Source organism: Bradyrhizobium sp. 142 (genome assembly GCF_023074015.1).
Taxonomy (GTDB): domain Bacteria; phylum Pseudomonadota; class Alphaproteobacteria; order Rhizobiales; family Xanthobacteraceae; genus Bradyrhizobium.
Genome location: NZ_JADPKQ010000279.1, coordinates 12,693 through 35,292 on the forward strand (window position 1 = coordinate 12,693; position 22,600 = coordinate 35,292).

Annotated in this window: 25 protein-coding genes; 10 read left to right on the top strand and 15 right to left on the bottom strand. The window is 65.3% G+C overall.

All coding sequences use genetic code 11. From position 1 onward, the window contains the following. Positions 1-22: 22 nt before the first annotated feature. From IVA82_RS24565 to IVA82_RS24575, 3 genes are all read left to right on the top strand, one after another. Entirely contained in the window at positions 23-166 is a 144-nt protein-coding gene (locus IVA82_RS24565) for a hypothetical protein (protein ID WP_247389686.1), read from the top strand. Between the two features lie 128 nt (positions 167-294). After that, positions 295-1,107, top strand: a complete 813-nt coding sequence (locus IVA82_RS24570) for a PAS-domain containing protein (RefSeq protein WP_247389632.1) — start codon at positions 295-297, stop codon at positions 1,105-1,107. A gap of 210 nt (positions 1,108-1,317) precedes the next feature. Beyond that, positions 1,318-1,725, top strand: coding sequence for a GNAT family N-acetyltransferase (locus IVA82_RS24575; protein WP_247389684.1), 408 nt, complete (start codon positions 1,318-1,320; stop codon positions 1,723-1,725). A gap of 266 nt (positions 1,726-1,991) precedes the next feature. Here the strand turns inward: IVA82_RS24575 and IVA82_RS24580 are convergent, their stop codons facing one another. The 3 genes from IVA82_RS24580 to IVA82_RS24590 form a co-directional block, all read right to left on the bottom strand. Further along, positions 1,992-2,315: an antibiotic biosynthesis monooxygenase gene (locus IVA82_RS24580; protein WP_247389633.1), complete on the bottom strand. Its 324-nt coding sequence runs from the start codon at positions 2,313-2,315 to the stop codon at positions 1,992-1,994. A gap of 147 nt (positions 2,316-2,462) precedes the next feature. Further along, entirely contained in the window at positions 2,463-3,683 is a 1,221-nt protein-coding gene (locus IVA82_RS24585; protein WP_247389634.1) for a DUF1501 domain-containing protein, read from the bottom strand. Beyond that, the gene (locus IVA82_RS24590) at positions 3,680-5,245 is read right to left on the bottom strand and encodes a DUF1800 family protein (protein ID WP_247389635.1); all 1,566 of its coding nucleotides are present in this window, start codon (positions 5,243-5,245) and stop codon (positions 3,680-3,682) included. The genes IVA82_RS24585 and IVA82_RS24590 overlap by 4 nt, the downstream gene beginning before the upstream one ends. A gap of 114 nt (positions 5,246-5,359) precedes the next feature. Here IVA82_RS24590 and IVA82_RS24595 point away from each other — a divergent pair, with 114 nt between their 5' ends. Beyond that, positions 5,360-5,590, top strand: coding sequence for a cysteine-rich CWC family protein (locus tag IVA82_RS24595; protein ID WP_247389636.1), 231 nt, complete (start codon positions 5,360-5,362; stop codon positions 5,588-5,590). A gap of 44 nt (positions 5,591-5,634) precedes the next feature. Here the strand turns inward: IVA82_RS24595 and IVA82_RS24600 are convergent, their stop codons facing one another. From IVA82_RS24600 to IVA82_RS24610, 3 genes are all read right to left on the bottom strand, one after another. Beyond that, on the bottom strand, positions 5,635-6,333 hold the full coding sequence (locus IVA82_RS24600; protein ID WP_247389637.1) for a glutathione S-transferase family protein: 699 nt from the start codon (positions 6,331-6,333) through the stop codon (positions 5,635-5,637). A 130-nt stretch (positions 6,334-6,463) separates the two neighbouring features. After that, complete coding sequence (locus IVA82_RS24605) at positions 6,464-6,694, bottom strand: hypothetical protein (RefSeq protein ID WP_247389638.1); 231 nt, start codon at positions 6,692-6,694, stop codon at positions 6,464-6,466. After that, on the bottom strand, positions 6,691-7,470 hold the full coding sequence (locus IVA82_RS24610; protein WP_247389639.1) for a sulfite exporter TauE/SafE family protein: 780 nt from the start codon (positions 7,468-7,470) through the stop codon (positions 6,691-6,693). The genes IVA82_RS24605 and IVA82_RS24610 overlap by 4 nt, the downstream gene beginning before the upstream one ends. A gap of 314 nt (positions 7,471-7,784) precedes the next feature. Between IVA82_RS24610 and IVA82_RS24615 the strand changes: the two genes are divergently transcribed. The 4 genes from IVA82_RS24615 (at position 7,785) to uvrB (ending at position 12,477) form a co-directional block, all read left to right on the top strand. Continuing rightward, a complete protein-coding gene (locus tag IVA82_RS24615) occupies positions 7,785-8,702 on the top strand; it encodes a LysR substrate-binding domain-containing protein (RefSeq protein WP_148743177.1) in 918 nt (305 codons plus the stop codon). Positions 8,703-8,824: 122 nt separating this feature from the next. Then, the gene (locus IVA82_RS24620; protein ID WP_247389640.1) at positions 8,825-9,049 is read left to right on the top strand and encodes a hypothetical protein; all 225 of its coding nucleotides are present in this window, start codon (positions 8,825-8,827) and stop codon (positions 9,047-9,049) included. 51 nt (positions 9,050-9,100) lie between these two features. Beyond that, the gene (locus tag IVA82_RS24625) at positions 9,101-9,331 is read left to right on the top strand and encodes a hypothetical protein (protein WP_247389641.1); all 231 of its coding nucleotides are present in this window, start codon (positions 9,101-9,103) and stop codon (positions 9,329-9,331) included. Between the two features lie 104 nt (positions 9,332-9,435). Then, on the top strand, positions 9,436-12,477 hold the full coding sequence (gene uvrB / locus IVA82_RS24630; RefSeq protein ID WP_247493594.1) for an excinuclease ABC subunit UvrB: 3,042 nt from the start codon (positions 9,436-9,438) through the stop codon (positions 12,475-12,477). A gap of 79 nt (positions 12,478-12,556) precedes the next feature. On the opposite strand, the gene IVA82_RS24635 is transcribed toward uvrB, so the two are convergent. Further along, the gene (locus tag IVA82_RS24635) at positions 12,557-12,943 is read right to left on the bottom strand and encodes a hypothetical protein (RefSeq protein ID WP_247389643.1); all 387 of its coding nucleotides are present in this window, start codon (positions 12,941-12,943) and stop codon (positions 12,557-12,559) included. Between the two features lie 493 nt (positions 12,944-13,436). Between IVA82_RS24635 and IVA82_RS24640 the strand changes: the two genes are divergently transcribed. Together IVA82_RS24640 and IVA82_RS24645 are read left to right on the top strand one after the other, a co-directional pair. After that, positions 13,437-13,889, top strand: coding sequence for a nuclear transport factor 2 family protein (locus tag IVA82_RS24640; protein ID WP_247389644.1), 453 nt, complete (start codon positions 13,437-13,439; stop codon positions 13,887-13,889). Between the two features lie 187 nt (positions 13,890-14,076). Beyond that, positions 14,077-15,225 (top strand): M20 family metallopeptidase, encoded by a 1,149-nt coding sequence (locus tag IVA82_RS24645; protein WP_247389645.1) that lies wholly within the window; start codon positions 14,077-14,079, stop codon positions 15,223-15,225. A 116-nt stretch (positions 15,226-15,341) separates the two neighbouring features. Here IVA82_RS24645 and IVA82_RS24650 read toward each other — a convergent pair whose 3' ends face one another. The 8 genes from IVA82_RS24650 to IVA82_RS24685 form a co-directional block, all read right to left on the bottom strand. After that, positions 15,342-15,500, bottom strand: a complete 159-nt coding sequence (locus tag IVA82_RS24650) for a hypothetical protein (protein WP_247493595.1) — start codon at positions 15,498-15,500, stop codon at positions 15,342-15,344. Between the two features lie 97 nt (positions 15,501-15,597). Further along, entirely contained in the window at positions 15,598-16,179 is a 582-nt protein-coding gene (locus tag IVA82_RS24655) for a flavin reductase family protein (protein ID WP_247389647.1), read from the bottom strand. A gap of 33 nt (positions 16,180-16,212) precedes the next feature. Continuing rightward, positions 16,213-17,049 carry an ATP-binding cassette domain-containing protein gene (locus tag IVA82_RS24660; protein ID WP_247389648.1) on the bottom strand — a complete coding sequence of 279 codons (837 nt, stop codon included), beginning with the start codon at positions 17,047-17,049 and terminating at the stop codon, positions 16,213-16,215. Between the two features lie 7 nt (positions 17,050-17,056). After that, positions 17,057-17,863, bottom strand: coding sequence for an aliphatic sulfonate ABC transporter permease SsuC (ssuC, locus tag IVA82_RS24665; RefSeq protein ID WP_247389649.1), 807 nt, complete (start codon positions 17,861-17,863; stop codon positions 17,057-17,059). After that, complete coding sequence (ssuD, locus tag IVA82_RS24670; protein ID WP_247389650.1) at positions 17,860-19,038, bottom strand: FMNH2-dependent alkanesulfonate monooxygenase; 1,179 nt, start codon at positions 19,036-19,038, stop codon at positions 17,860-17,862. Before ssuD ends, ssuC begins: the two co-directional genes overlap by 4 nt. Further along, on the bottom strand, positions 19,035-19,988 hold the full coding sequence (locus tag IVA82_RS24675) for a sulfonate ABC transporter substrate-binding protein (protein ID WP_247389651.1): 954 nt from the start codon (positions 19,986-19,988) through the stop codon (positions 19,035-19,037). Before IVA82_RS24675 ends, ssuD begins: the two co-directional genes overlap by 4 nt. A 38-nt stretch (positions 19,989-20,026) precedes the next feature. Then, on the bottom strand, positions 20,027-20,977 hold the full coding sequence (locus tag IVA82_RS24680; protein ID WP_247389652.1) for a sulfonate ABC transporter substrate-binding protein: 951 nt from the start codon (positions 20,975-20,977) through the stop codon (positions 20,027-20,029). Positions 20,978-21,435: 458 nt separating this feature from the next. Beyond that, entirely contained in the window at positions 21,436-22,599 is a 1,164-nt protein-coding gene (locus tag IVA82_RS24685) for a cytochrome P450 (RefSeq protein WP_247389653.1), read from the bottom strand. Between the last annotated feature and the right edge of the window lies 1 nt (position 22,600).

Below are 22,600 nucleotides of genomic sequence, written 5' to 3' on the forward strand. Positions count from 1 at the left end.
CAGGACGTCGATGAAATCGCCTGTGGTAGTCGTTGCAATCACCCTGACTGCGGCCATCCTGGTCGCGGCGTCGCTGTTGATTTTCACCGGGATGCGCAAGAGCCCGGGGACGTCGACGCTGAACGCGCCCCTGCAACAACGCGTGAAGCACGCGCACTTGGTCTAAAATCATCCGAAAGCTTTGCGAGCCTGCGCAAGTCCGCCTTAAGCGCATCGCACGAAATCGCGTCGCATTGGCGCAACAATCAGTCAATGTTGCGTCGTTACCTCGTTCGGGAGCAGCGAGACAGGCCCATGCGGCTCGGATGGCGTGCCATCTCCGGTCCGGCGCTGACGGCAGCGATCGCGCTGCTGGCGGTCCTGCTCGACCGCCATCTGCCCGTCCCCTCGCCCGCGCCGCTATTCGTATGCATCGTCGCCGTTGCAGGCTCGCTGTCGGGCTTCGCCTCCGCGATGACCAGCGCGGCCATAGCGGTGATCGTTGCGGCGGTGTTCTTCCTCAGCCATCGCGCCGGTCCCGGCTACGCCGCGGCCGACCTGGCCCCGCTCGCCCTGCTTGCGATCACGGCCGCCGCCACCGCCGCCACCACGGGGCTGATGCGCGAGCGCCTGATCGGCGCATTTGCTTCCGAGCGCCGCAACCACGCCACCGCCGCGCGACTGTCGGCCGCGCTCGACCAGGTCGATATCGGCATTGTGCTGCTCGATGCCGAGACGCGCGCCGAATTCATCAACCGTGCGTTCCGCGACTATTTTGCGCTGCCGGACGAAGTAGCCGATAGCAAGCCGCCCTTCATCGCGCTGATGTATCACGGCCGCGACACCGGCGCGTTCGAACTGCCGGAGGACGAGCTCGGCACCTTCATCGCGCAGCGCATGGAGATGGTGCGGATCGGCGATGCCACGCCGATCAACATCAACTTGCGCAATGGCGAGGTGCTGCGCTTCGTCTGCGCCGCGCTGCCCGATGGCGGCCGCATGCTGAGCTACACGCCGGTCACCGACCTCGTCCGCCACACCGATGCGCCGTCCCGCGCCGACTACTACCGCTCGCTGCGCGATCCCACCGGCCGCAGGCTGATGCGCTATCTGCGTGTTGCGGAGTGATGCGACGGCGGTGTGCGCGCTTACATAACTTGTTGCCGCGATCCGGGTGAGGGGCAGGGCGCGCCATTGCCATGATTGAATGTCCATCCGCGTCGCAAGACAAATTGATCTAAGCGCCCTTCATCACGTATGAAGGACGCTTCATCAATCGCGGAAATTCACATGTCGCTCACAGTTCGCGTCGTCACCAAGCAGGATTACGAACAATGACTGCCGCTATGGGACGGCTATAACGCCTTCTACGGCCGCTCCGGCCCGACAGCGCTTGCGCCCGAAATCACGCGCGTGACCTGGCAGCGCTTCTTCGATGCCTATGAGCCGGTGCATGCGCTGGTAGCAGAAAGCGAGGGCCGCCTGCTTGGACTGACGCACTATCTGTTCCATCGCAGCACCACGGCGATCGAACCGTCATGCTATCTGCAAGACCTGTTCACCGCCGAGGCGGCACGCGGCAAGGGCGTTGGCTCGGCGCTGATCCATGGCGTGTACGAGCGAGCCAGGAGCGTCGGCGCGCCGCGCGTCTATTGGCAGACGCACGAGACCAACGTCACCGCGCAGGCCCTTTACGACAAGGTCGCGGAACGCTCCGGCTTCATCGTCTACCGCAAGATCTTCTGATCCCCGGCTGATGTGCCTGTGGATAAGTTCGGCTGTCACCAGCGCGTAACACTCCAGGGCTAGGTTGCGGCTGCGTCTGATCAGGCCCCCCGTCACCGATCAAGCGCCCCAAAGCGGTCCCCGTCAGTCGCCGCGTCTGACAGGGGCCGCATTTTTTTGCCCGCAGCTTCCTTGTCAGCGACCGCTGCGTTACGCCGCACAACGAGGACGTGGTCGAGAAGCTCCAGTCCGGATCACCAAAGGCTGATGTTTTGGAGCGCAGCGCACTACTTCGCGCCGCGTCCCACGGTCTGCATCACCTCAAAACCTTCGAACTGGGGATGGCCGAGATAGAGCGGCTTGTTGTCGCCGGCCTTGTGATGCGCCGCGCGAAATGCCTCGGACTTGGTCCAGGCCTCGAACGCAGCGTGGTTCGCCCACACGGTATGGGAGGCATACAGCGTGTGATCCTCGAGCTCGGGCCCCCGCAGCAGGTGGAATTCGACGAAGCCCGGCACCTTGTCCAGATGCGTGTCGCGCGACAGCCAGACCTGCTCGAAGGCGGCTTCAAAGCCCTTGGCGACGCGAAAACGGTTCATGGCGATGTACATGCGGGTGGTCTCCTGCGGCTGCGCTCATCATGTCGTCATTCCGGGGCGCGCCGCAAGGCGCGAGCCCGAAATCCATTTCGCTACAGAACCAGCGGAGAGATGGATTCCGGACTCGCGCTGACGCGCGCCCCGGAATGACAGCTTTGGTTAAGCAACCAGCCCCTTCATCGGCCGCGCGCTGGCGCTGTCGGGGAACACCGTTTCCGCCAGCACGCGATCGGACAGACCGAACTGAGCCTGCAGCACGCCCTTGATCACGGAACGCAGATCGGTGGTGGGCTTGAGGTCGCGGCCCTCATAGAGATTGGCGGGCTTGAGGCCCGGCCAATCGGAAATGACGCGGCCGCCCTTCACAGCGCCGCCGGTGAGCAGCGCGACGGTGGCTGTGCCGTGATCGGTGCCGTCGGTGCCGTTGATGCGCGCGGTGCGGCCGAACTCGGTGGCGGCGACGACGACGGTATCGCGCCAGCGGTCGCCGAGACCGCTTTCGAATTCGGCGAGCGCGCCGTCGAGACCGCTGAGCAAAAACGCCAGGCGCCCGACCGGGCCGCCCTCATTGGCGTGCGTATCCCAGCCGTCGAACGCAAGCGCCGCGATGCGCGGGCCGTCGTCGGCCGCCATCAGCTTGGCGGCGCCGCGCGCCACCTGCCGCATCTGCGCGACCGCATTGCCGGCCTTCGGCTTCATGTCGTCGCCGCTCGCGGCCTTCTCGAGCTGAAGGCCCTGCGACAACGCCGACGCCAGCGCGGGATCGCGATGGCGGTAGAGATCGGACAGCCGCATCGCGGTATCGTCATCGGCCTGCGGCAGTGCGACCGGCGCCCAGCCGACAGTCGGCGCCGCGCCGCGCAGCACCAGCGGCGTGGTCGGGCCGACGGCAAGAGCACTCGACACGCGCTCGCCGCGCGGCAGCGCTTCGAGCGCGCGGTTGAGCCAGCCGGACTGCACGCGGCCCGGGCCGGCATAGCCGCTTTCGAGCACGTCCTGGCCGTCGAAATGCGAGCGGTCGCGATAGGGCGTCGCGACCGCGTGGATCACCGCGGCATGCCTGTCGCGGTACATGCGCGCAAATTCCGGCATCGCTGGATGCAGTGCAAAGAAAGAGTCGAGCATGATCGCGGGATGCGCGCCGTCCGCCGCGAGCGCGATCGATCCGTGCAGGCCGGCATAATCGGGGTCACTGAGCGGCGCGACGGTGGAGAGCCCGTCGAGCGCGCCGCGCAGGATCACCACGATCAATCGGGGATCGCGCCCGTCCGCCGCGCGCGCGAATTTCGGCAAGTACGCCCACGCCGCGAAGGAGACGCCGCCGAGCAGGAGGCCGCGGCGCGAGGTGAGGAGCCGGTTCTCGCAGCAATCCATCGTCATCTCCTCTGCATTTCCGGCGACATCAACAGCAGCGCCAGCGCCTGCTGGCGCGACTCCGCGCGCTCGATGGTCCGCCGCGTTTCGATCGAGGCCGCGTCGGCAGCGGCGAATTCCAAGAGGTCGAGCGGATCGATGTTGTTGCCGAGCCGCGCCCCCATTTGTGCCGCGATGTCGAGCCGGAGCTTGATGCCTTCGGGCGCGGCCCAGGCGGCGTTGGTATCGGGAAAACCGTTGGGTCCGGCCGGGGACCACAGGGGCTGGCCGAGCAGATTGAGATTGTTGAGATAGAAGCCGGGATCCTCTGGCACGCGCGCCAGCAGCCGGCCGCTGGCGACCAGGAAATCGTAAGGCGAGCGCATCTTGGTCAGCGGCGCCTGCCACGCCTCGTTGGAATCGACCAGCGCGGTTGCGAGCGCCTTGAGATCGCCGTCGGTCTTGACGAAGACCTCGCGCAGCCGCGCCACCAGGGCCTGAGGCGGATCGTCGGCGACGAAGTGACGAACGAATTTGGTGGCGATGAAGTTCGCCGTCGAGGGATGGCGCGCAATGTCGGCGAGCGCGGCCTCGCCCTGCGCCAAGCCGGTCGCCGCATAGGTCTTGCCGAGCAGCAGCTGCGGCCCGGGCTGGTGCGCATTGGCGTTGAACACGAAGGAGCCAGGTACCCCTAACTGCCCCTGCCGGCCGGCAAAGCTCCAGCCCGTGATGATGCGCGCGAGCGAGGTGACGTCCTCCTGAGTGTAGCCGCCGCCGACGCCGAGCGTATGCAACTCCATGATCTCGCGCGCGAGATTCTCGTTAAGCCCGCGCTTGCGATTCTGGCCAGCGCGCGAATCCGGCCCGAGCGATTGCTGGTTGTCGAGAAAGAACAGCATCGCCGGATGCTGCTCCACTGCTTTCAGCATGTCGGCGAATCGCCCGAGCACATGCGGCCTGATCGCCTCGCGCTCGAACGCACCAGCCCACATCCGCGCCAGCTCGCCCTTGCTGGCGGAGATGCAGAAATGGTTGGACCAGAACACGACGAGGCGTTCGGTGAAGCCGCACTCGACCAGCGTCGCGCGCTGCAACCGCGCCAGCGCTTCGGCACGGAAGGTTTTCTGGATCACGTTCAGCGGCTGCGGTGCGGGTTTTGCGGCGGGCGGCGCGGAGGCGCTCGGTTGCATGCTCTCCGGCTTCATCACATTGTCGGCCGGTTTCGCCTCGGCCATTTGGCCGGCGATCTCGGTCGTCACCATGTTGAGCGAGAGATTGCGACGCAATCTGTTGTCGGGCTTCGAATCGCTAGGTGTCTGCGGCGGCGCTTCTGCGGGCGTGCCGGCTTTCGCCGCGGCCTCGCGCGACTGCTTGACCTGCTCCTGATAGGCGAAGGCGGCCTGTCCGAGCTGCGGCGTCGATTGCAGGCCGGGCGCTTCCAGCAGCACGCCGCTCGGACGGTTCAGTTCCGCCTTGACGAAACCGCGCGGATCGGAGGACGCGTTGATGAGATCGCCGGACGCGCCGCCGCGGGCGCCAAAGCCGAAGCGGTTCAGCGCAACCAGGGCGGCTTGCGAATCGCGGGCCATCGATTTGTCCTTCGCACCGTCGTGAGCGCTTTGCGTGGCTACGCACGTCGCATAATATACCGCAGCGGGGGATGAACCCGACATGAAAATGACGGCAAAGCTTTTGCGCAAATCATGACAATTTCGAAAGACTCTCCGTTGCAGGAACCGGGCCCGCGCCGCCTCGCCTGCCCCCGCTGTGGCGCCGAGTTCAGCTGCGACCTCTCAGGCTCCTGCTGGTGCGCGGAAGAAACCGCGCGCCTGCCGATGCCGGTCAAGGGCGAGGATTGCCTGTGCCGGGAGTGTTTGCGCAAGGCGGCGGCGGCGTCGCGTAGATCCTATGGGGTGGCAGGTGGTCAGGGGTAAATTGAGTTTGTGACCACTAACTCACCCTGGAGGATCTACGAAACTCACACCGCATGCCCCGGCGACTTTCGCGCCATTCCGTCGAACGCATCGAGCAGCTTTTCGCGCCAGGCATAAACCGGATCGTCCGCTTCGAGCAGCTTGAACGGGCTCACCACCCGCGCCCATTGGAAGCCGCCGAACACGATGTAGTCGGCATAATTCGGCGCGTGGCCGCCGAGATAGGGCTGCTGCTTCAAGGTCTGGCGCATCACCTCGAGCGACTTGCGGAACGCGATCACGCCGGTGTCGCGGCTCGCCATGATCTCTTCCAGAGGCTTGCCGCCGAAGCGCGCCTCGCGCGACTTGCGGAAGTAGGCGGCATCGACTTCAGCGAGATTCTTGGGGATGTCGGCGATGATCAGCGGAGAGATGCCGCCGACAATGACGATGTCGCCCCAGGCGTTGAGCATGCGCGCCATCGCGCGCCCGCCCTCGCCGCCGAACAGCGACGGGCGGTCCGGAAAATTGTCTTCGAGATAGGTCGCGATCGCCCAGGAATCCACGACCGGCTTGTCATGATGCAACAGCACCGGGACCCTCTCTGAGCCGTACGGCGCAATCGCGCTTTTCTCGGTGAAGCGCCAGGGCAGCGATTCCGCCGACAGCCCCTTGTGCGCAAGCGCCATCCGCGTGCGCCAGCAATACGGGCTGAAGGGACGCGAGGCGTCGGTGCCGACGAGTTCGAACAGTTTGAGTGACATGATTGCGGACTCCTCATGCTCCGTCATTGCGAGGAGCCCTTGCGACGAAGCAATCCAGACTGCCGCCGCGGAAGCATTTTGGATTGCTTCGCTCGTGCTCGCAATGACGATGTGGAGGCAGAGGCGCGCATCACCGCCCGTGCGTTCGCAAAAATCTCTCGCCGTCCTCCGTCACCGCGATGATCAGCCCGAGGCCCGGCCGGGTCTCGCGCGCGACATAGCCGCGGTCGGCGGCGTCTTCCCAGATGGTGAGGCGGGGGCACGAGGTCTTCCAGGTCGCGATCACCTCGGCATAGGCGCGCGGTTCGCGTGCAACCCACTCCACGAAATCCAGCACCAGCGGATCGGCGGTCTCGCTCATTGCAAACCTCCCTTGTCGAAGGCAGCCAGCACCGGCGTGCGGACCACGAGCCAGCTGCCATAGGCGATGTAGTAGCAGGCGATGGTGGTGATCAGCCGCGTTGCCCAGACGCGGTATTGCCGGTCGCTCATCGCTTCCAAGAGGCGGCGCGCAAGGCTGGTGCCGAGCATGGAGGCTGTGATCGCAATGCCGGCCAGCACCGGATCGAGCGCGGCGGCCTGATCGATGATGCCGCCGAAATAGACCAGCTTGGCGAAATGGCTCGCGACCTGGCAGGCTGCCTTGGTCGCCACGATCTCGCGCCGGCCGAATTGGCCGCCGAGGAAGAACGTGTCCATCAGCGGGCCGGAGACACCGGTCATCAGCATCAGGCCCATGCAGACCGAGCCGTAGAACGTGCCCTGCCAGATGCTGTCGGGATTGGGCTTGATGCCCGCCGGCATCATCCGCGCCATGAACGGGGTGACGCCGAGCATCAACAAAGCAACCGGCTTGTCCGGCACGTAGCGCGTGATCGACCACAGCGCGAGCGCCAGCGCGCAGCCGATCAGATAGACGAACACCGGCCGCCAGCGGATATGCGCCCGCCACAGCAAGGCGCGCCAGCCGTTCGAGGCCATCTGCGTGATCGCATGCAGCACCATCGCGGCCGGCAGCGGCATCAGGGCGAGCAGCACGCCGATCAGGATCAGCCCGCCCGCCATCCCGAACAGCCCCGACAGGAACGCGGTGCCGACCATCAGCAATCCAAGGGCAGCGATCATGATTGATGTCACGAGGGGTCTCCGGTGATGGCACGGCGAAAGTCAGGGACGCAAGATGCTTCACTCCCTCGCCACGCCTGCGGGGAGAGGGTGGGGTGAGGGGGAGCCTCCGCGAGGAAAGTAGCAGTTGGAGCCGCGGAAGCTCCCCCTCACCCGGAATTTGCTTCGCAAATTCCGGCCTCTCCCCGCCCGCGGGGAGAGGCGAAGGGCAGCCTCTCTGCCTCAGCAAATCGCCACGAATTACGCCGATGTTTGTGTCCCGCTTGCTCCTCCCCTGCAAACTGAGTTATCTTGCCCTGGCATCAGCTTTTCTGAGGGTCGGGCATTTGCGGCGGCTGCTCTTTCTCAACGGCATCAAGGCATTCGAGGCGGCGGCGCGTACCGGCAGCTTTGCTGCGGCGGGCGTCGAGCTGAACGTGTCGGCCGCCGCCGTCAGCCGCATGGTGCACCTTTTGGAAGAGCGGCTCGGCGTCGCGTTGTTCGAGCGCAAGGCCAACCGTCTGGTGCTGACGCAGGCGGGACGCGCCTATCAGAGCGGGCTGACGCCGATCTTCGATGCGCTGGCGAGCCTCACCGCGCAGGTGACGGCGCCCTCCGGCGTCCGCGTGCTGACCATCGGCGTCGGGCACACTTTTGCGATGCGCTGGCTGATCCCGCGGCTGTCGGAATTTCGCGCCGAGGAGCCCGACATCGAGGTGCGCTTCACCACCGGCGGCGCGTCGGTGCCGTTCGGCGAGGACTGGAGCTGCGGCATCAAGCTCGGCACCGGCGACTGGCCGGGGCTGGTGGCCGAGCCGCTGTTCGCCGGCGACCTCACGCCGGTCTGCGTGCCCCGCCTCGCCGCAACGCTGAAGCGGCCGGCCGATCTGAAGGGGCCGAGCCTGATCCACGTCGCGCATTCGCCCGAGGACTGGCCGATCTGGCTCAAGTCCGCCGGCCTCACCAGGATCACCGCGCGCGGGCCCGAGTTCCAGTTCTACGGCCAAGCGCTTCAAGCCGCCGCCGACGGGCTCGGCATCGCCATGGGCATCCGGCCCTACATCGACGACGATCTCGCCGCCGGACGCCTGGTCGCGCCGTTCGACCTTTCGGTGCCCAAGGGCATGCGCTGGTATCTGCTCTATCGCAGTTTTCAGACCGAGCAGCGTGACTTTGCCGCCTTCCGGCGCTGGATCATGCGTGCGGCGGCCGGGCCTGCAGCCCGCCCCGTCAGGCGGACCGGCCGTACTGCGGCGCGGAACTGACGCTCTCAACTCGCCCCTGGGCAAAAAAGCCCGCGGCTTGTGAATGGCTTCACACACGCAAAACTGGAAACATGGTCCCCTGACCCTCTAACAACACGGTTACAAGATAATTGGGGACACCAATGACGACCCTTTACGACGGCTTTGACATCGAATCCTTCGAGGCGGGCAAGGGGCTGTGGCACGCCCGTATCCGGCGCGCCGATTTCAGCCCGCTTGCCATCGACGGCGTGCTGTTCCCGGCCATGGAAGTCGGCTTTGCCTGGCCCGATCCCGACGCCGCAATCGCCGATGCCAAGAGCCACATCGATCGCTTCCGCCGGCGGGCCGACAGCGACGACGAATAGACGCGCGCGATTTCAAACGAGACAGGGACAGCGGCGCAAAAGGGGAACCTGATGTCAGTTATCGACATCGAAAACGCACAGCGGCCGACGATCTACGCCCGCAATGTGCTGTCACATTGCCCGGAATGCGACGGCGATCTCACGGTGCTCCGTGTGATCGGCGGCCGCGCCGGATGCGAGTACTGGACCATGCGTTGCACCGATTGCGGCGGCATCCATCTCGACATCCTCGAGCCGAATCTGGCGGCCGGGGACGACGAGGGACCGCCGCCGGCGGCGTGATCGCAAGATCCGCTGCTGCCCTGCTGCCAACCTGCTGTCAGCAGCCTGCGCGTGAGCGGGCATTCGCCCTTTCCCGAACGACGGACTCGTCCCATATTCGGGGCATGGCGAAGAAACCTGCATCCCCCACAAAGTCCCCCAAATCCAAGGCGCCGAACTCCAAAGCACACCGGCCGGACGCGCAGCCGATCGGGCCGGCGCTGGCCGAACTGCTCAATCCCGCGATCAATCGCGGCGATGCCGGGCTTGGCTCGGGGACCGGCCTGCGGCCGCCGCCGGACAATTCGCGCGACCGCCGCTCCGGAGGCGAGGCTGCCGCGCATCGGGCGCGGGCCTCGACGCCGAAGGAGTTTCCGCAGGACACCGCATCGGGCAGCGCGACTCGTGGTTTACCCCCGGCCCTCCCCCGCACGGGGGGAGAGAGCGGAGAGGCCGCAGGCTTCGACGAGGCACCGCAGGCCAATTACGGAACTGCCGCCACGATCCCGACGCTCGATCCGGAACTGGCCCGGCAGCTTGGCCTCCCAACCGAAGAGGACGACGCCGAGGCGCTGGCCCGGCCGCCGCGCAACAAGATGGAGGCACTCGGCGTCAAGGCGACCGCGGAGGCGCTGGAGGCGCTAATCCGCGAGGGCCGGCCGGAGTTCCGCGGCAACGACGGCTCGATGCAGGTGTGGACCCCGCACCGGCCGCCGCGCCCGGAGAAGTCCGAAGGCGGCGTGCGCTTTGTCATCAAGTCCGAATACGAACCGAAGGGCGACCAGCCGACCGCGATCAAGGAGCTGGTCGAGGGCATCCAGCGCAACGACCGTTCGCAAGTGCTGCTCGGCGTCACCGGCTCGGGCAAGACCTACACCATGGCCAAGGTGATCGAGGCGACGCAGCGCCCGGCCATCATCCTGGCGCCGAACAAGACGCTCGCCGCCCAGCTCTATGGCGAGTTCAAGAACTTCTTCCCGGACAACGCGGTCGAGTATTTCGTCAGCTATTACGACTACTACCAGCCCGAAGCCTACGTCCCGCGCACCGACACCTACATCGAGAAGGATTCCTCCATCAACGAGCAGATCGACCGCATGCGCCATTCGGCGACGCGCGCGCTGCTCGAACGCGACGACGTCATCATCGTCGCCTCGGTGTCCTGCATCTACGGTATCGGCTCGGTCGAGACCTATACCGCGATGACGTTTGCGCTCAAGAAAGGCGAGCGCATCGACCAGCGCCAGCTGATCGCCGATCTCGTCGCGCTGCAATACAAGCGCACGCAGGCCGATTTCACCCGCGGCACCTTTCGCGTGCGCGGTGACGTCATCGACATCTTTCCGGCGCACTATGAGGACCGCGCCTGGCGCGTGAATTTGTTCGGCGACACCGTCGAGAACATCGAGGAGTTCGATCCGCTCACCGGCCACAAGCATGACGAGCTCGAATTCATCAAGATCTACGCCAACTCGCACTATGTGACGCCGCGCCCGACGCTGGTGCAGGCGATCAAGTCGATCAAATCAGAATTGAAGATGCGGTTGGATCAGTTGCATGATCAGGGCCGCCTGCTGGAAGCGCAGCGGCTGGAGCAGCGCACCACCTTCGACCTCGAGATGATGGAGGCGACAGGAAGCTGCGCCGGCATCGAGAACTATTCGCGCTATCTCACCGGACGCCGCCCCGGCGAGCCGCCTCCGACGCTGTTCGAATACGTCCCCGACAACGCGTTGGTGTTCGCCGACGAAAGCCACGTCACCGTGCCGCAGATCGGCGCCATGTTCAAAGGCGACTTCCGCCGCAAGGCAACGCTGGCCGAATACGGCTTCCGCCTGCCCTCCTGCATGGACAACCGCCCGCTGCGCTTCGAGGAATGGGACATGATGCGGCCGCAGACGGTCGCGGTGTCGGCCACGCCCAGCAGCTGGGAGCTGAACGAGAGCGGCGGCGTGTTCGTCGAGCAGGTCATTCGCCCCACGGGCCTGATCGATCCGCCTGTCGACATCCGCCCGGCCCGCACCCAGGTCGACGATCTCGTCGGCGAGGTCCGCGCCACCGCGAATGCGGGTTATCGCTCTCTGATCACCGTGCTGACCAAGCGCATGGCTGAGGACCTCACCGAATATCTGCATGAGCAGGGCATTCGCGTCCGCTACATGCACAGCGACATCGACACCATCGAGCGCATCGAGATCATCCGCGATCTCAGGCTCGGCGCGTTCGACGCGCTGGTCGGCATCAATCTGCTGCGCGAGGGCCTCGATATTCCCGAGTGCGCGCTGGTCGCGATCCTCGACGCCGACAAGGAAGGCTTTCTGCGCAGCGAGACCTCGCTGATTCAGACCATCGGCCGCGCCGCGCGCAATGTCGACGGCAAGGTGATCCTCTATGCCGACCAGATAACGGGGTCGATGGAGCGCGCCATCGCCGAAACCGACCGCCGCCGCGAAAAGCAGGTGGAGTACAATACGGCGCATGGCATCACGCCGGAGAGCATCAAGAAGTCGATCGGCGACATCATGAACAGCGTCTACGAGCGCGACCACGTGCTGGTCGAGATCGGCGGCCACGACATGACCGACGACGTCATCTCGATCGGCCACAATTTCGAGGCCGTGCTCGGCGATCTCGAAACCCGCATGCGCGAGGCCGCCGCCGATTTGAACTTCGAGGAAGCCGCGCGGCTGCGCGACGAGGTCAAGCGCCTACGCGCCACCGAGCTCGCCGTGGTCGACGATCCCACCGCCAAACAGCGCACCGTGCAGGGCAAGGCCGGCGCCTATGCGGGCGCGAAGAAATACGGCGACGCCGCCAATTTGCCCGTCAGCGCGATGAAGAAAAAAGGCGTCTCTGCTGCCCTCAAGGCCAGCGGCGCGGCCTCCTCTCCCTCTCCCCGTCCTTCACGGGGAGGGGGTCTGGGTGAGGGGCGCCCCGCGGCTGGTGCCAGCGGCGGCTCCAAAGTGCACAAGCCGCATCTCGACGAAATGCACGGCCCGGAATCGCTACCCTACCGCGAGAACCGCTCGCCGCCGTCAAAGCCGTTCGGCGGCGATAGCCGGATCATCCAGCCGACGGACTCAAGGCAATCGGGGCCGGAGTTCGGGCCGGCGCCGAAGTCGACGGGCGGGATGCCGGGGCACCGGGGTGGGTGGAAGAAGAGGTAGGCCCCGCAGCCGACAGCGCCGGTGTGGTGATGGATTCCGGCTCTCGCTTCGCGTGCCCCGGAACGACGAGAGGTAGCCCTCACCCCACGCTCGCCGTCACCACGGCCATCACCGACAGCAGCAACACGATCGTGACAAACTGGAGCGAGGCGACCGGCTGGGTACGCCATTCGGTGATTTTTTCGGCGAGCGACAAATGGGCCTCGAAGAACTTTGGTTCATAGATGGTCTTGAAGAACCCTGGAAAACTCGGCCCGAACGCCACCGCGAGCAGCGCGTGGGCGAGCGAGGCGACGGCGACGAAGATGGCGACGCCGGGGTCGCCGACAAGGTCGTGGTTGCCGAACAGTTTTAGCAGCATCGCCGCAGTGGCGAAGGTCGGGAAGCTCTGCAGCGTCGCGGTCAGCGCAAGACCTTCGAGCGCGTTGTGCAGGCGGGACTTTCTTGCAGCGGCGATGGTGGCCATGGCACGTCTCTCTGATAACATGCGGATGAATTTAGCCGCGGTGTCAGAGGGGTGATATGAGGTGGTCACGCGGTTGTTTACCTCGCCCAGCTCTTGTCCGCCGAAGCTTCAGCGAAGGCGGATGCGGGGAGAGGTCGATCGCGAAGCGGTCGGGTGAGGGGCTCTACGCGAGTCCAACTCTCACCGTCCCCGGGGAAACTCCCCCTCACCCCGCCCTCTCCCCGCAAGAGCGGGGCGAGGGAGCCTACCGCCGGTGCGGCGGGTTCGCCCTTCCCGCGCTCACCTCTGCGCTTCGCGCGCCATGCCGCCGAGATGCTGCACGAATTCGTGCAGGCGCGCGTCTGCTCAACCGATAATTGTAGCCATGAACCTGGCATTGCGCTGGCGCGTCATATCGTCTGCAACATCCCTGTGGTTTTGCGGATTGCCCGCGCGCGCAAAACCGCGCGTTAGCTTTGCGCAAAACACCACGCGGCCAATGAGGACGGGCGGAATGACGGTCGAGAAGCTCAATCGCCAGCGCGTGCTGCATCTGCTCGACGCCATTGCGCGCAGCGATCTCGAGGCCGCGCTGTCGTGCTGCAGCGACGACGTCGACTTTCTCACCCACGCGCCGATCGACGTGCTGCCGCACATGGGCCCCCGCCACGGCAAGAACGAGCTGGGCGAGTTCTGGCGCACTGTGCAGGCGCGCTACTCTGAGATCCGCTACCAGGTGCCGCAGATCGTCGCCGAGGGCGACACGGTCGCGGCCTATCTGCACGTGTTCTTCAGGAAGCGCAGCAACGACCGCATCATTCAGGTCGACATGGCCGTGTTCTACACCTTCCGCAACGGCCAGGTGGCGCAGATCCGCGAGATCATCGATTCCTACGATCTGGTGCAGCAGGTGCTGGAACGCGAGATCGGCCCGCTGATCGTAGCCGAGCGGGCGGACGGCGTGTAGGACATTTCCCCATCCTTAGGAGGCTCGCGCGAGCCGGGACTGGAGAATCCACATTCCCTGAGGAGCCGCGGCGTACTGGATCGCCCGCCTACCCGGTATCAACCTCGACATGGCCGCACCGCAGCAGGCGACTAGGTCGCGAGTGCGCAAAGCCCTATAAGCGCGCTGAAAACCACGCGAGGTGACAATGTCTGAAGCTCAAATCACGGACTGGCTGGCGGCGCAGCGGCAGGCGATGATCGATCTGTTGCGCGACGTCGTGAACATCGATTCCGGGTCCTATGACAAGGAAGGCGTCGATGCGGTCGGTGCGCGATTCGAGCGGCATTTTGCCGAGCACGGCATTCCGTTCCGGCGCGAACATCACGATAGCTTTGGCGATGCGATCCATGCGGACGTCGCAAAACCCGGCAGCAACGAGAAGCCGGTGCTGTTGATGGGGCATCGCGACACCGTGTTCGGCAAGGGCGAGGCCACCCGCCGTCCGTTCACGATTCGGGACAATCGCGCCTATGGGCCCGGCGTCGCCGACATGAAGTCCGGCCTCGTCATGAACGTGTTCGTGGCGACCGCCTTCCACAAATTCGGCGGCAGCCCGCATCCGATCAAGTTGCTGATCACCTCGGACGAGGAGATCGGCTCGCCGTCGTCGCGCCTGGTGATCGAGCGTGAAGGACGCGCGGCGCGCGCCGTGTTCAATTCCGAGCCGGGCCGTCCGACCGGCAACATCGTCACCGGCCGCAAGGGCGGCATCTTCATGCATTTGGCCATCACCGGCAAGGCCGCGCATTCCGGCGCCAATTTCGCCGCGGGCGTCAGTGCGATCGGCGAGCTCGCCCACAAGATCGTCCAGATCCACGCCTTGACCGATCTTGCCAAAGGCATCACGCTGAATGTCGGCCTGGTCGCGGGCGGCCAGTCCGTCAACACCACGGCGCCCTATGCGGAAGGCCAGATCGACCTGCGCTACATCGATCCAGCGGATCGCGCCACGGTGATGGCGGCGATCGAGGCAATCGTCGCGACCTCTTACGTGCCGGGCACCAGCGCAACGCTGACGATCAAGGGCGAGTTCGTGCCGGTGGTGCAAAGCGAAGCCTCGAAGGCGCTGTTCGAAAATTATCGGGCGGCCGCAAAGCAGGCCGGCCTCACCACGCTGCAGGGCGAGTTCTCCGGCGGCTGTGCCGATTCCGGCTTCACCGCCGCGGTCGGCACGCCGACCATCTGCGGCCTCGGTCCCGTGGGCGGGCTTGCGCATACGCCGGAGGAATATCTCGAGCTCGACAGCATCGTGCCGCGCGCGCAGGCGCTGGCGCTGGCGATCTTGCGGGGTTAAGTCGCCACCCACTCCGTCGTCATGCCCGGGCTTGACCCGGGCATCCACGTCTTTCGGACATCGCGGCTGCACGTGGATGGCCGGGACAAGCCCGGCCATGACGAGCCGAGAGAGCGTTACGAATAGTTCGGCGCGTCGGGCTTGCGGAAGATGTGAATGGGATCGCCGGGGACGATCGGCTGGCCGCGAAACATCGCATAGGCATAGAGCGCGAGATAGGCGATCGCGAGCGCGCCGACGGCGTAGAAGGCCCAGGTCGCGACGCGTTTCATCATGGCGCTCCACCGCCTTCCCGGTTTGGGAGGCTCAGGCAGCGCTTCTAGAGCGATGACGGGGAAAAGGCCAGCCGGCGTATCGATGGTTTTGCGGCGATCAAATGCCGCGCCGGCCGCGCGCGGGAACGCTGACGTCTGCGAGCTTTGCCGCGTCTTCGTCCTGGTCGACCGCCACATATTGGCCGTGCCAATAGGCCAGCGCGGCCGTCCGGCTTGAGCTCCTGATGTCCCTGACGCGGCCGATGACGATGGCGTGCGAATGCCGCTCGACGATCTCCTCGACCTCGCAATCGACAGCCGACAATGCACCGACCAACAGCGGAACGCCCGAGGCAGAAGTCACCCAGCTCGCGCCGGCAAAGCGATCGGCGCCCTTCAGCCCGCCCTTGCCGGCAAAGCGTTCGGCGATGTCGAGCTGGTCGGCATTGAGGATGTTCACGCCGAAGGCGCCATAGCGCCTAATCAGCGGAAAGGAGGAGGCGTCGCGGTTGATGCTGACCAGTAGCGTCGGCGGCTCGACCGACAGCGAAGAGACTGACGTCACCGTCATGCCGGTGATGTCCCTGCCCCGCCCGGCGGTGATGACGCTGACGCCGCCGGTGAGGTGGCGCATAGCGCCGCGAAAAGCGGCGGACGAGACGGGGATTTCGGTCATGAGATCGCGGGGGACTACATTCATGGCATACTCCCCCGAAGCGGGGTCCCTCTCTATTTAGGTACGATCGTCCGCCGACAAAAGGTGGCTCAGGATCGAGCCTTCGAGGCTCGCAAGCTCGGCCGAGCCGCGCTCGCGCGGCCGGGCCGCGTTAACCGTAACATCGTGGGCAATGCGGCCCTCCTCGATCACCAGCACCCGGTCCGCCAGTGCGACCGCCTCGGAGACGTCGTGGGTCACCAGGATCGCGGTGAAGCCCTGGTCGCGCCAGACGCGCTCCAGAAGCCGCTGCATCGAGATCCGCGTCAACGCATCCAGTGCACCGAGCGGCTCGTCGAAGGCAAGCACGCGGGGACGCGAGACCAGCGCACGGGCCAGCGCTACGCGCTGCTTCTGGCCGCCCGACAGCACCGAGGGCCACTGCTCGCGCTTGTCGGCGAGCCCGACCTCGGTCAGTGCCTTCTCGGCGCGTGAATGTGCGTCGGACGAGGCACGGTCGCGCCCGAGACCAACCTCGACGTTGGAGAGAACGCGGGCCCAGGGCAGCAGCCGCGGCTCCTGGAACATCACCCGGATGTCCTCGGGCTTCACCGCGTCGCCGAAGCTGACGCTGCCGGCGTCAATCTCTTCGAGGCCTGCGATCAGGCGCAGCAGCGTGCTCTTGCCGCAGCCGCTTTTGCCGACGATGGCGACGAACTGGCCGGCGGGGATGTGCAGGTCGATGCCGCGCAGCACCTCGTTGTCGCCATAGGATTTGCGTAAAGCCCGAATGCTGAGCGGCAGGCCGCAGGTCTGCGCCGGCCGCTCCTCGCGTAGCACGCGGGCCGCCGGTGCGAAATTGGCGCGGCTGGTGCGCTCGGTTTCAGGAAGGGACGTCCGAAGGGCTGTCTGCATGTCACTCTCAACGTTTCTGGAAGGCGGGGTGCCAGGACAGCGTCAGGCGCTCCAGCACGCGGGAAGCGCTGTCGGCGAGCTTGCCGAGCAGGGCGTAGATCAGGATCGAGAGCACGACGACGTCGATCAGCATGAACTCGCGCGCCTGCATCGCCATGTAGCCGAGGCCGGACGAGGCCGCGATGGTCTCGGCGACGATCAGGGTCAGCCACATGATGCCGAGCGCGAAGCGGATGCCGACGAAGATCGAGGGCAGCGCGCCCGGGAAGATCACCCGGCGGAACAGTTCGCCGTCGCTCATGCCGTAGATCCGGCCCATCTCGATGAGCTGGGGATCGACGGTGCGGATGCCGTGCAGCGTGTTGAGATAGATCGGGAAGAACACACCAAGCGCTACCAGGAACAGCTTCGCGCTCTCGTCGATGCCGAACCACAGAATGACCAGCGGGATCAGCGCCAGATGCGGCACGTTGCGCACCATCTGGAGCGTGGTGTCGGTGAGCCTGGCCGAGAGCTGCGACAGGCCGTTGGCCAGCCCGAATGCGAAGCCGATGCTGCCGCCGATCAGGAAGCCGGTCGAGGCGCGCCAGAACGAGACCCAGATGTTGCGCACGAGCTCGCCGGAGAGCAGCAGCTTCCAGCCCGCGAGCGCCACGTCGCTCGGCGCCGGCAGCACCCGCGTCGGCACGAAGCCGGTGATGCTTGCCAGCTGCCAGATCGCGATGATGGCAAGTGGCACGACCCACTGGACCAGGCCATCGACACGCGGCAGGCGAATGCTGCGCGGAAGCGAAACGCTGTCGATCAGACTCATGACTGCGACACCTTGTGCTGCGGACGGAAATCGCTGCCGACGGTCTCGCCGAACGGACCATTGTTGGGATGCAGCCGCGTCACGTTGCTGCCGTGCTCGAGCGAGAGCAGCGGGAAGACCAGCTCAGCGAAGCGATAGGCCTCCTCGAGATGCGGATAGCCCGACATGATGAAGGTGTCGATGCCGATATCCTGATACTCCTTGATGCGGGCCGCGACGGTCTGGGCATCGCCGACCAGCGCCGTGCCGGCGCCGCCGCGCACGAGGCCGACGCCGGCCCACAGGTTCGGAGCGATCTCGAGCTTGTCGCGCTTGCCGCCATGGAGCTGCGCCATGCGCTGCTGGCCGACCGAGTCCATCCGCGCAAAATTCTTCTGCGCGCTCGCTATGGTCTCGTCGCTGACATGCTTGATCAGCTCGCCCGCGGCCTGCCAGGCCGCTTCATTGGTCTCGCGGACAATCACATGAAGCCGGATGCCGAAGGAAAGCTTGCGACCGCGCGCGCTGGCGACCTCTCTCACCTTCGCGATCTTTTCGGCAACTAAAGCCGGCGGCTCGCCCCAGGTGAGATATTTATCGACGGCGTCGACCGCGACATCGATGCCGGCATCCGACGAGCCGCCGAAATAGAGCGGCGGGCGCGGCGACTGGACGGGGTGAAACAGCAGCTTGCCGTCCTCGATGCGGATGTGCTTGCCCTCAACATTCACAGTCTTGCCCACGAGCAGATCGCTATAGACGTTGAGGAATTCGCGGGTGACCTCGTAGCGCTCGTCATGGCCAAGGAAAATGCCGTCGCCCTTGTTCTCGACGGGATCGCCGCCGGTGACGACGTTGACGAGGAGCCGGCCTCCTGTGATCCGGTCGAGCGTCGCGGTCATACGCGCAGCAACGCTTGGGGATTGCAGGCCGGGCCTGACCGCCACGAGATAGCGAAGCCGTTCGGTGAACGGCGCGACGCTGGAGGCGACGATCCAGGAATCCTCGCAAGATCGCCCCGTCGGCAGCAGCACGCCGTAATAGCCGAGCTGATCGGCGGCCTGTGCGATCTGGCGCAGATAGTTGAAGTTGACCTCACGGCCGCCGATGCCGGTGCCGAGATAGCGTCCGTCACCGTGGGTCGGCAGGAACCACAGAATGTTGGCGTTAGCTTGATTGCTGATGGTCCTGCTCATGATCCTGGCCTCCGCGCCACGTCGGAAATCTTGATTGCTTTGGGGATCAGGCCCAGCGCCAAGAACGCGTCCGCAACCTGCTGCTGATCGGCGATCACGGCGTCGGTGATCGGCTTGATGCCGTAGGCCTGCCGCTTCAGCGCCACCTCGACCACCGGGACCGACAGGCCGATCGCCGGCGCCAATTGCTCGGCCACCGCATGGATGTCGCCCTTCGCCCAACCGTCGACTGCGCCGAGTTCGGCGAGCACGGCATGGACGATCTTAGGATTGGCTTCGAGGAATTTCTTCGAGGAGAAATAGAATTGGTAGTTCGAGACAAGGTTGGTGCCGTCGGTGAGCGTGCGGGCGCCGGTGGCCGCTTCCGCGGCGGCCTGGAACGGATCCCAGATCACCCAAGCATCGACCGCGCCGCGCTCGAAGGCGGCGCGCGCATCGGCCGGAGCTAGGAATACCGGCTCGATCTCGGCGTATTTGACGCCCGCCTTCTCCAGCGCCTTGACCAGGAGATAGTGAACGTTTGAGCCCTTGTTCAGCGCGACCTTCTTGCCCCTGAGATCGGCGACCGATTTCAGTGGGCTGTCTTTGGGCACCAGGATCGCCTCGCCCTTCGGCGCCGGTGGCTCATAGGCGACATACTGGATCGGCGCGCCGGCGGCCTGCGCGAAGATCGGCGGCGCTTCGCCGGTATTGCCGAAATCGATGGCGCCGACATTGAGCGCCTCGAGCAGCGGCGGACCGGAGGGGAATTCGGTCCACACCACCTTGTAGCCGTCGGCTGCGAGCTTCGGCTCCAACGTGCCCTTGCTCTTGAGCAGCACCAGCTTGCCGTATTTCTGGTAGCCGATGCGAACGACCTTGTCCTGGCCGTAGGACGTGCCGACCGCGGCGGCGACGATGCCGATCGACAGCACGATCGCCGCGATCAGACGCTGAATGATACGCCTCATGTTCAGACCCTTATGAATGGGAAGACGGGTCGGCACGATCAGGTCGCCGTGCTGCGCCAGACGATGTCGCGAATGACGATCGGCTTCGGGATCAGGCCGAGCTTGTGGAAGCGATCGGCGACGCCCTGCTGGGTCGCGATGATGTCGTCGGTGACGGGGCCGACCGCGAAGTTCGAGCGGTTGGCGGCGATGGTCTGGATATCGAGCGGAATGCCGGTCACAGCGGCCAGCGAGTTCGCAACCTCGTCGCGATGCTGCTCGGCCCATTTGGCGGTCGCGGTGGTGACGTCGACGATCTGTTGCAGGATGGCGCCGTGGTTTTTGGCGAATTCGCGGTTGGCGATGTAGAAGGAGTTGGTCTTGGTGATCTCGCGCGAACTGATCAGGATGCGGCCGTTTTGCTTGGTCTCGCCGATCGCAAAATACGGATCCCAGATCGCCCAGGCCTCGATGCTGCCATTGGCGAAGGCAGGGCCGGCGTCCGGCGGCGTCAGATAGACCGGAGTGATGTCAGCATAGGTCAGCCCGGCTTTCTCCAGCGCCTGCACCACAATGTTATGGGCGCTGGAACCCTTGGTGAAGCCGACGCGCTTGCCCTTCAGTTCAGTGATGACGCGGATCGGCGAATCCTTCGGCACCAGGATGCCCGAGCCGTTGGTGATGGGCTGGCCGGCGGCGTAGACGATCGCGGCGCCCGCGGCCTGGGCGAACACCGGCGGTGAATCGCCGACCGCGCCGTAATCGACGCCGCCGACATTCATCGCCTCCATCATCGGCGGGCCCGACGAGAACTCGACCCATTTCACCTCGACGCCCTGCGGGGTGAAATGTTTTTCCAAGGCGGCTTGCTGGCGCGTGATGACCAGCACGCCGTTCTTCTGATAGCCGACACGAATTTCCTTCACTGCGCCCTGCGCGTTGGCGCGCGCGGCAAACGCAGCTGCGGCTGCCGTTCCAGCGGATAATTTGAGGAAGTCTCGACGCTGCATTCAACACTCCCGGCCGCGCGCGGCCGCCCTTCATTCGCGTTGGGGAATGATGGTGCGGGTTATCGGAGGTGTCGAGACGCCCCGGAAAATAGCGATGCGCGCACTGCCGCGCGCCCGGCGCGCATGATTAATCTTTCAATCGGCGGAGTGAATAAGGATGGAATTTTTCTGCACGCGAATGTGAAGCCGCGACAAATCGCGGCAGCGTGAACGAACTAGCGCTGATGAAGTCAAATTCGGACGGCCGTGCGAGGTTCACCTCTCCCCAGCGGGGAGAGGTCGGATTGCACCGGGCGATGCGAAGCATCGTCCGGTGCAATCCGGGTGAGGGGCCGCGGCACCCAGTGAGACCTCAACCCCTCACCCGGATCGCATCTTCGATGCGACCCGACCTCTCCCTACGGGAGATGTGATCCGAGTTCTGGGCTCATATCGATTGAACCAAGACTTACTCCGCTTCAGTGCCAGCGAACCGGCAGATTGAGTAGGCCGCGGAAGGCCCAGCCGCCGATCCGCACGGGCTCGTCATCTGCGAGTTCGAGTTGTTTTGCGCGTGCAAACACGGTCGGCAGTGCGACGTCCGCGATCATGGCGCGCGAAGCCCAGGCGCCGGCGCAGAAATGCGGGCCGGCACCAAAGGCGACGCTCTTTGAGGTATCGCGCCGCACGTCGAACTGATCGGCGCGCTCAAAATGCTTCTCGTCGCGATTGGCCGAGCCGAACATCAGGAATACGCGCTCGTCGGTTTCGAACGACACGTCACGAATGCTCCACGGTTTTGCGATCCGCCGCGGCGACATGCCGATCGGCGAGATCCAGCGGGCATATTCCTCGAACGCCTGGAGCCAGGACACCTCGCCTTTGCGCACGAGATCGAGCTGATCGGGGTGGCTCAGCAGCGCCCACATTGTGCCGGCGATGGCCTTGCGCGGCTCGTTCTGGCCGCCGGAGATCGCAAGCTTGACGTTGGCGCGCACGCTTTCCGTTGGCATGCCGGAGGCAACGAGCACGCCGAGGATGCTCTGGTCGGGATGCTTGCTGATCACCGGCAGCATGTCGTCGATCGCCGCATCGATGCCCGACGTCGCCGCATGGCATCGCGCCTCGACCACGGGATCGCCGGTGTAATTGGCGATGCCCTCGATCATGCCTTGCGACCACGCATCCATGTCCCCAAAGCCGATGTTGGTGAGGCCGGTGATCGACTTCAGGCATTCGCCGGAGAACGGCAGCGCGAAGTCGCGCATGAAATCGACCCGTCCCGGCTCGATCGCGTCGATGATGCGATCGGCATGAGCCTGGAACAGCGCAGTCCAGTGCGCCTTCACCGTCTTCGGCGACACCGTTGGAAACATCGCGCGCCGCTCGACCTGATGCGCTTCGCCGTCCTTGCGCATCATGTTGTGGCCCATCAGCCGGTTCATCAGGCCGGCAGGCTGGTGCGAGGAGAACACGTCGATCTGCTTCTCGGAGATCGAGATGTCGTCGCGGCAGGTGAGCAGCGTCGAGCCGAGCTGCGGCACGAAAGCGATCGGCGCTTCCTTGCGCATTCGAGCGAGCATCGGGTAGGGATCGGCCCAGAACGAGGCCGGATCGATGTCGATGCGCGGCGCAGTGCTCAAG

Bases quoted from the DNA above. Each gene is read 5' to 3' on its own strand.
- IVA82_RS24570 (WP_247389632.1), top strand. From the start codon at position 295: ATGCGGCTCGGATGGCGTGCCATCTCCGGTCCGGCGCTGACGGCAGCG.
- IVA82_RS24580 (WP_247389633.1), bottom strand. From the start codon at position 2,315: ATGTACATCGCCATGAACCGTTTTCGCGTCGCCAAGGGCTTTGAAGCC.
- IVA82_RS24585 (WP_247389634.1), bottom strand. From the start codon at position 3,683: ATGACGATGGATTGCTGCGAGAACCGGCTCCTCACCTCGCGCCGCGGC.
- IVA82_RS24590 (WP_247389635.1), bottom strand. From the start codon at position 5,245: ATGGCCCGCGATTCGCAAGCCGCCCTGGTTGCGCTGAACCGCTTCGGC.
- IVA82_RS24595 (WP_247389636.1), top strand. From the start codon at position 5,360: ATGACAATTTCGAAAGACTCTCCGTTGCAGGAACCGGGCCCGCGCCGC.
- IVA82_RS24600 (WP_247389637.1), bottom strand. From the start codon at position 6,333: ATGTCACTCAAACTGTTCGAACTCGTCGGCACCGACGCCTCGCGTCCC.
- IVA82_RS24605 (WP_247389638.1), bottom strand. From the start codon at position 6,694: ATGAGCGAGACCGCCGATCCGCTGGTGCTGGATTTCGTGGAGTGGGTT.
- IVA82_RS24620 (WP_247389640.1), top strand. From the start codon at position 8,825: ATGACGACCCTTTACGACGGCTTTGACATCGAATCCTTCGAGGCGGGC.
- IVA82_RS24625 (WP_247389641.1), top strand. From the start codon at position 9,101: ATGTCAGTTATCGACATCGAAAACGCACAGCGGCCGACGATCTACGCC.
- uvrB (WP_247493594.1), top strand. From the start codon at position 9,436: ATGGCGAAGAAACCTGCATCCCCCACAAAGTCCCCCAAATCCAAGGCG.
- IVA82_RS24635 (WP_247389643.1), bottom strand. From the start codon at position 12,943: ATGGCCACCATCGCCGCTGCAAGAAAGTCCCGCCTGCACAACGCGCTC.
- IVA82_RS24640 (WP_247389644.1), top strand. From the start codon at position 13,437: ATGACGGTCGAGAAGCTCAATCGCCAGCGCGTGCTGCATCTGCTCGAC.
- IVA82_RS24645 (WP_247389645.1), top strand. From the start codon at position 14,077: ATGTCTGAAGCTCAAATCACGGACTGGCTGGCGGCGCAGCGGCAGGCG.
- IVA82_RS24650 (WP_247493595.1), bottom strand. From the start codon at position 15,500: ATGATGAAACGCGTCGCGACCTGGGCCTTCTACGCCGTCGGCGCGCTC.
- IVA82_RS24655 (WP_247389647.1), bottom strand. From the start codon at position 16,179: ATGAATGTAGTCCCCCGCGATCTCATGACCGAAATCCCCGTCTCGTCC.
- IVA82_RS24660 (WP_247389648.1), bottom strand. From the start codon at position 17,049: ATGCAGACAGCCCTTCGGACGTCCCTTCCTGAAACCGAGCGCACCAGC.
- ssuC (WP_247389649.1), bottom strand. From the start codon at position 17,863: ATGAGTCTGATCGACAGCGTTTCGCTTCCGCGCAGCATTCGCCTGCCG.
- ssuD (WP_247389650.1), bottom strand. From the start codon at position 19,038: ATGAGCAGGACCATCAGCAATCAAGCTAACGCCAACATTCTGTGGTTC.
- IVA82_RS24675 (WP_247389651.1), bottom strand. From the start codon at position 19,988: ATGAGGCGTATCATTCAGCGTCTGATCGCGGCGATCGTGCTGTCGATC.
- IVA82_RS24680 (WP_247389652.1), bottom strand. From the start codon at position 20,977: ATGCAGCGTCGAGACTTCCTCAAATTATCCGCTGGAACGGCAGCCGCA.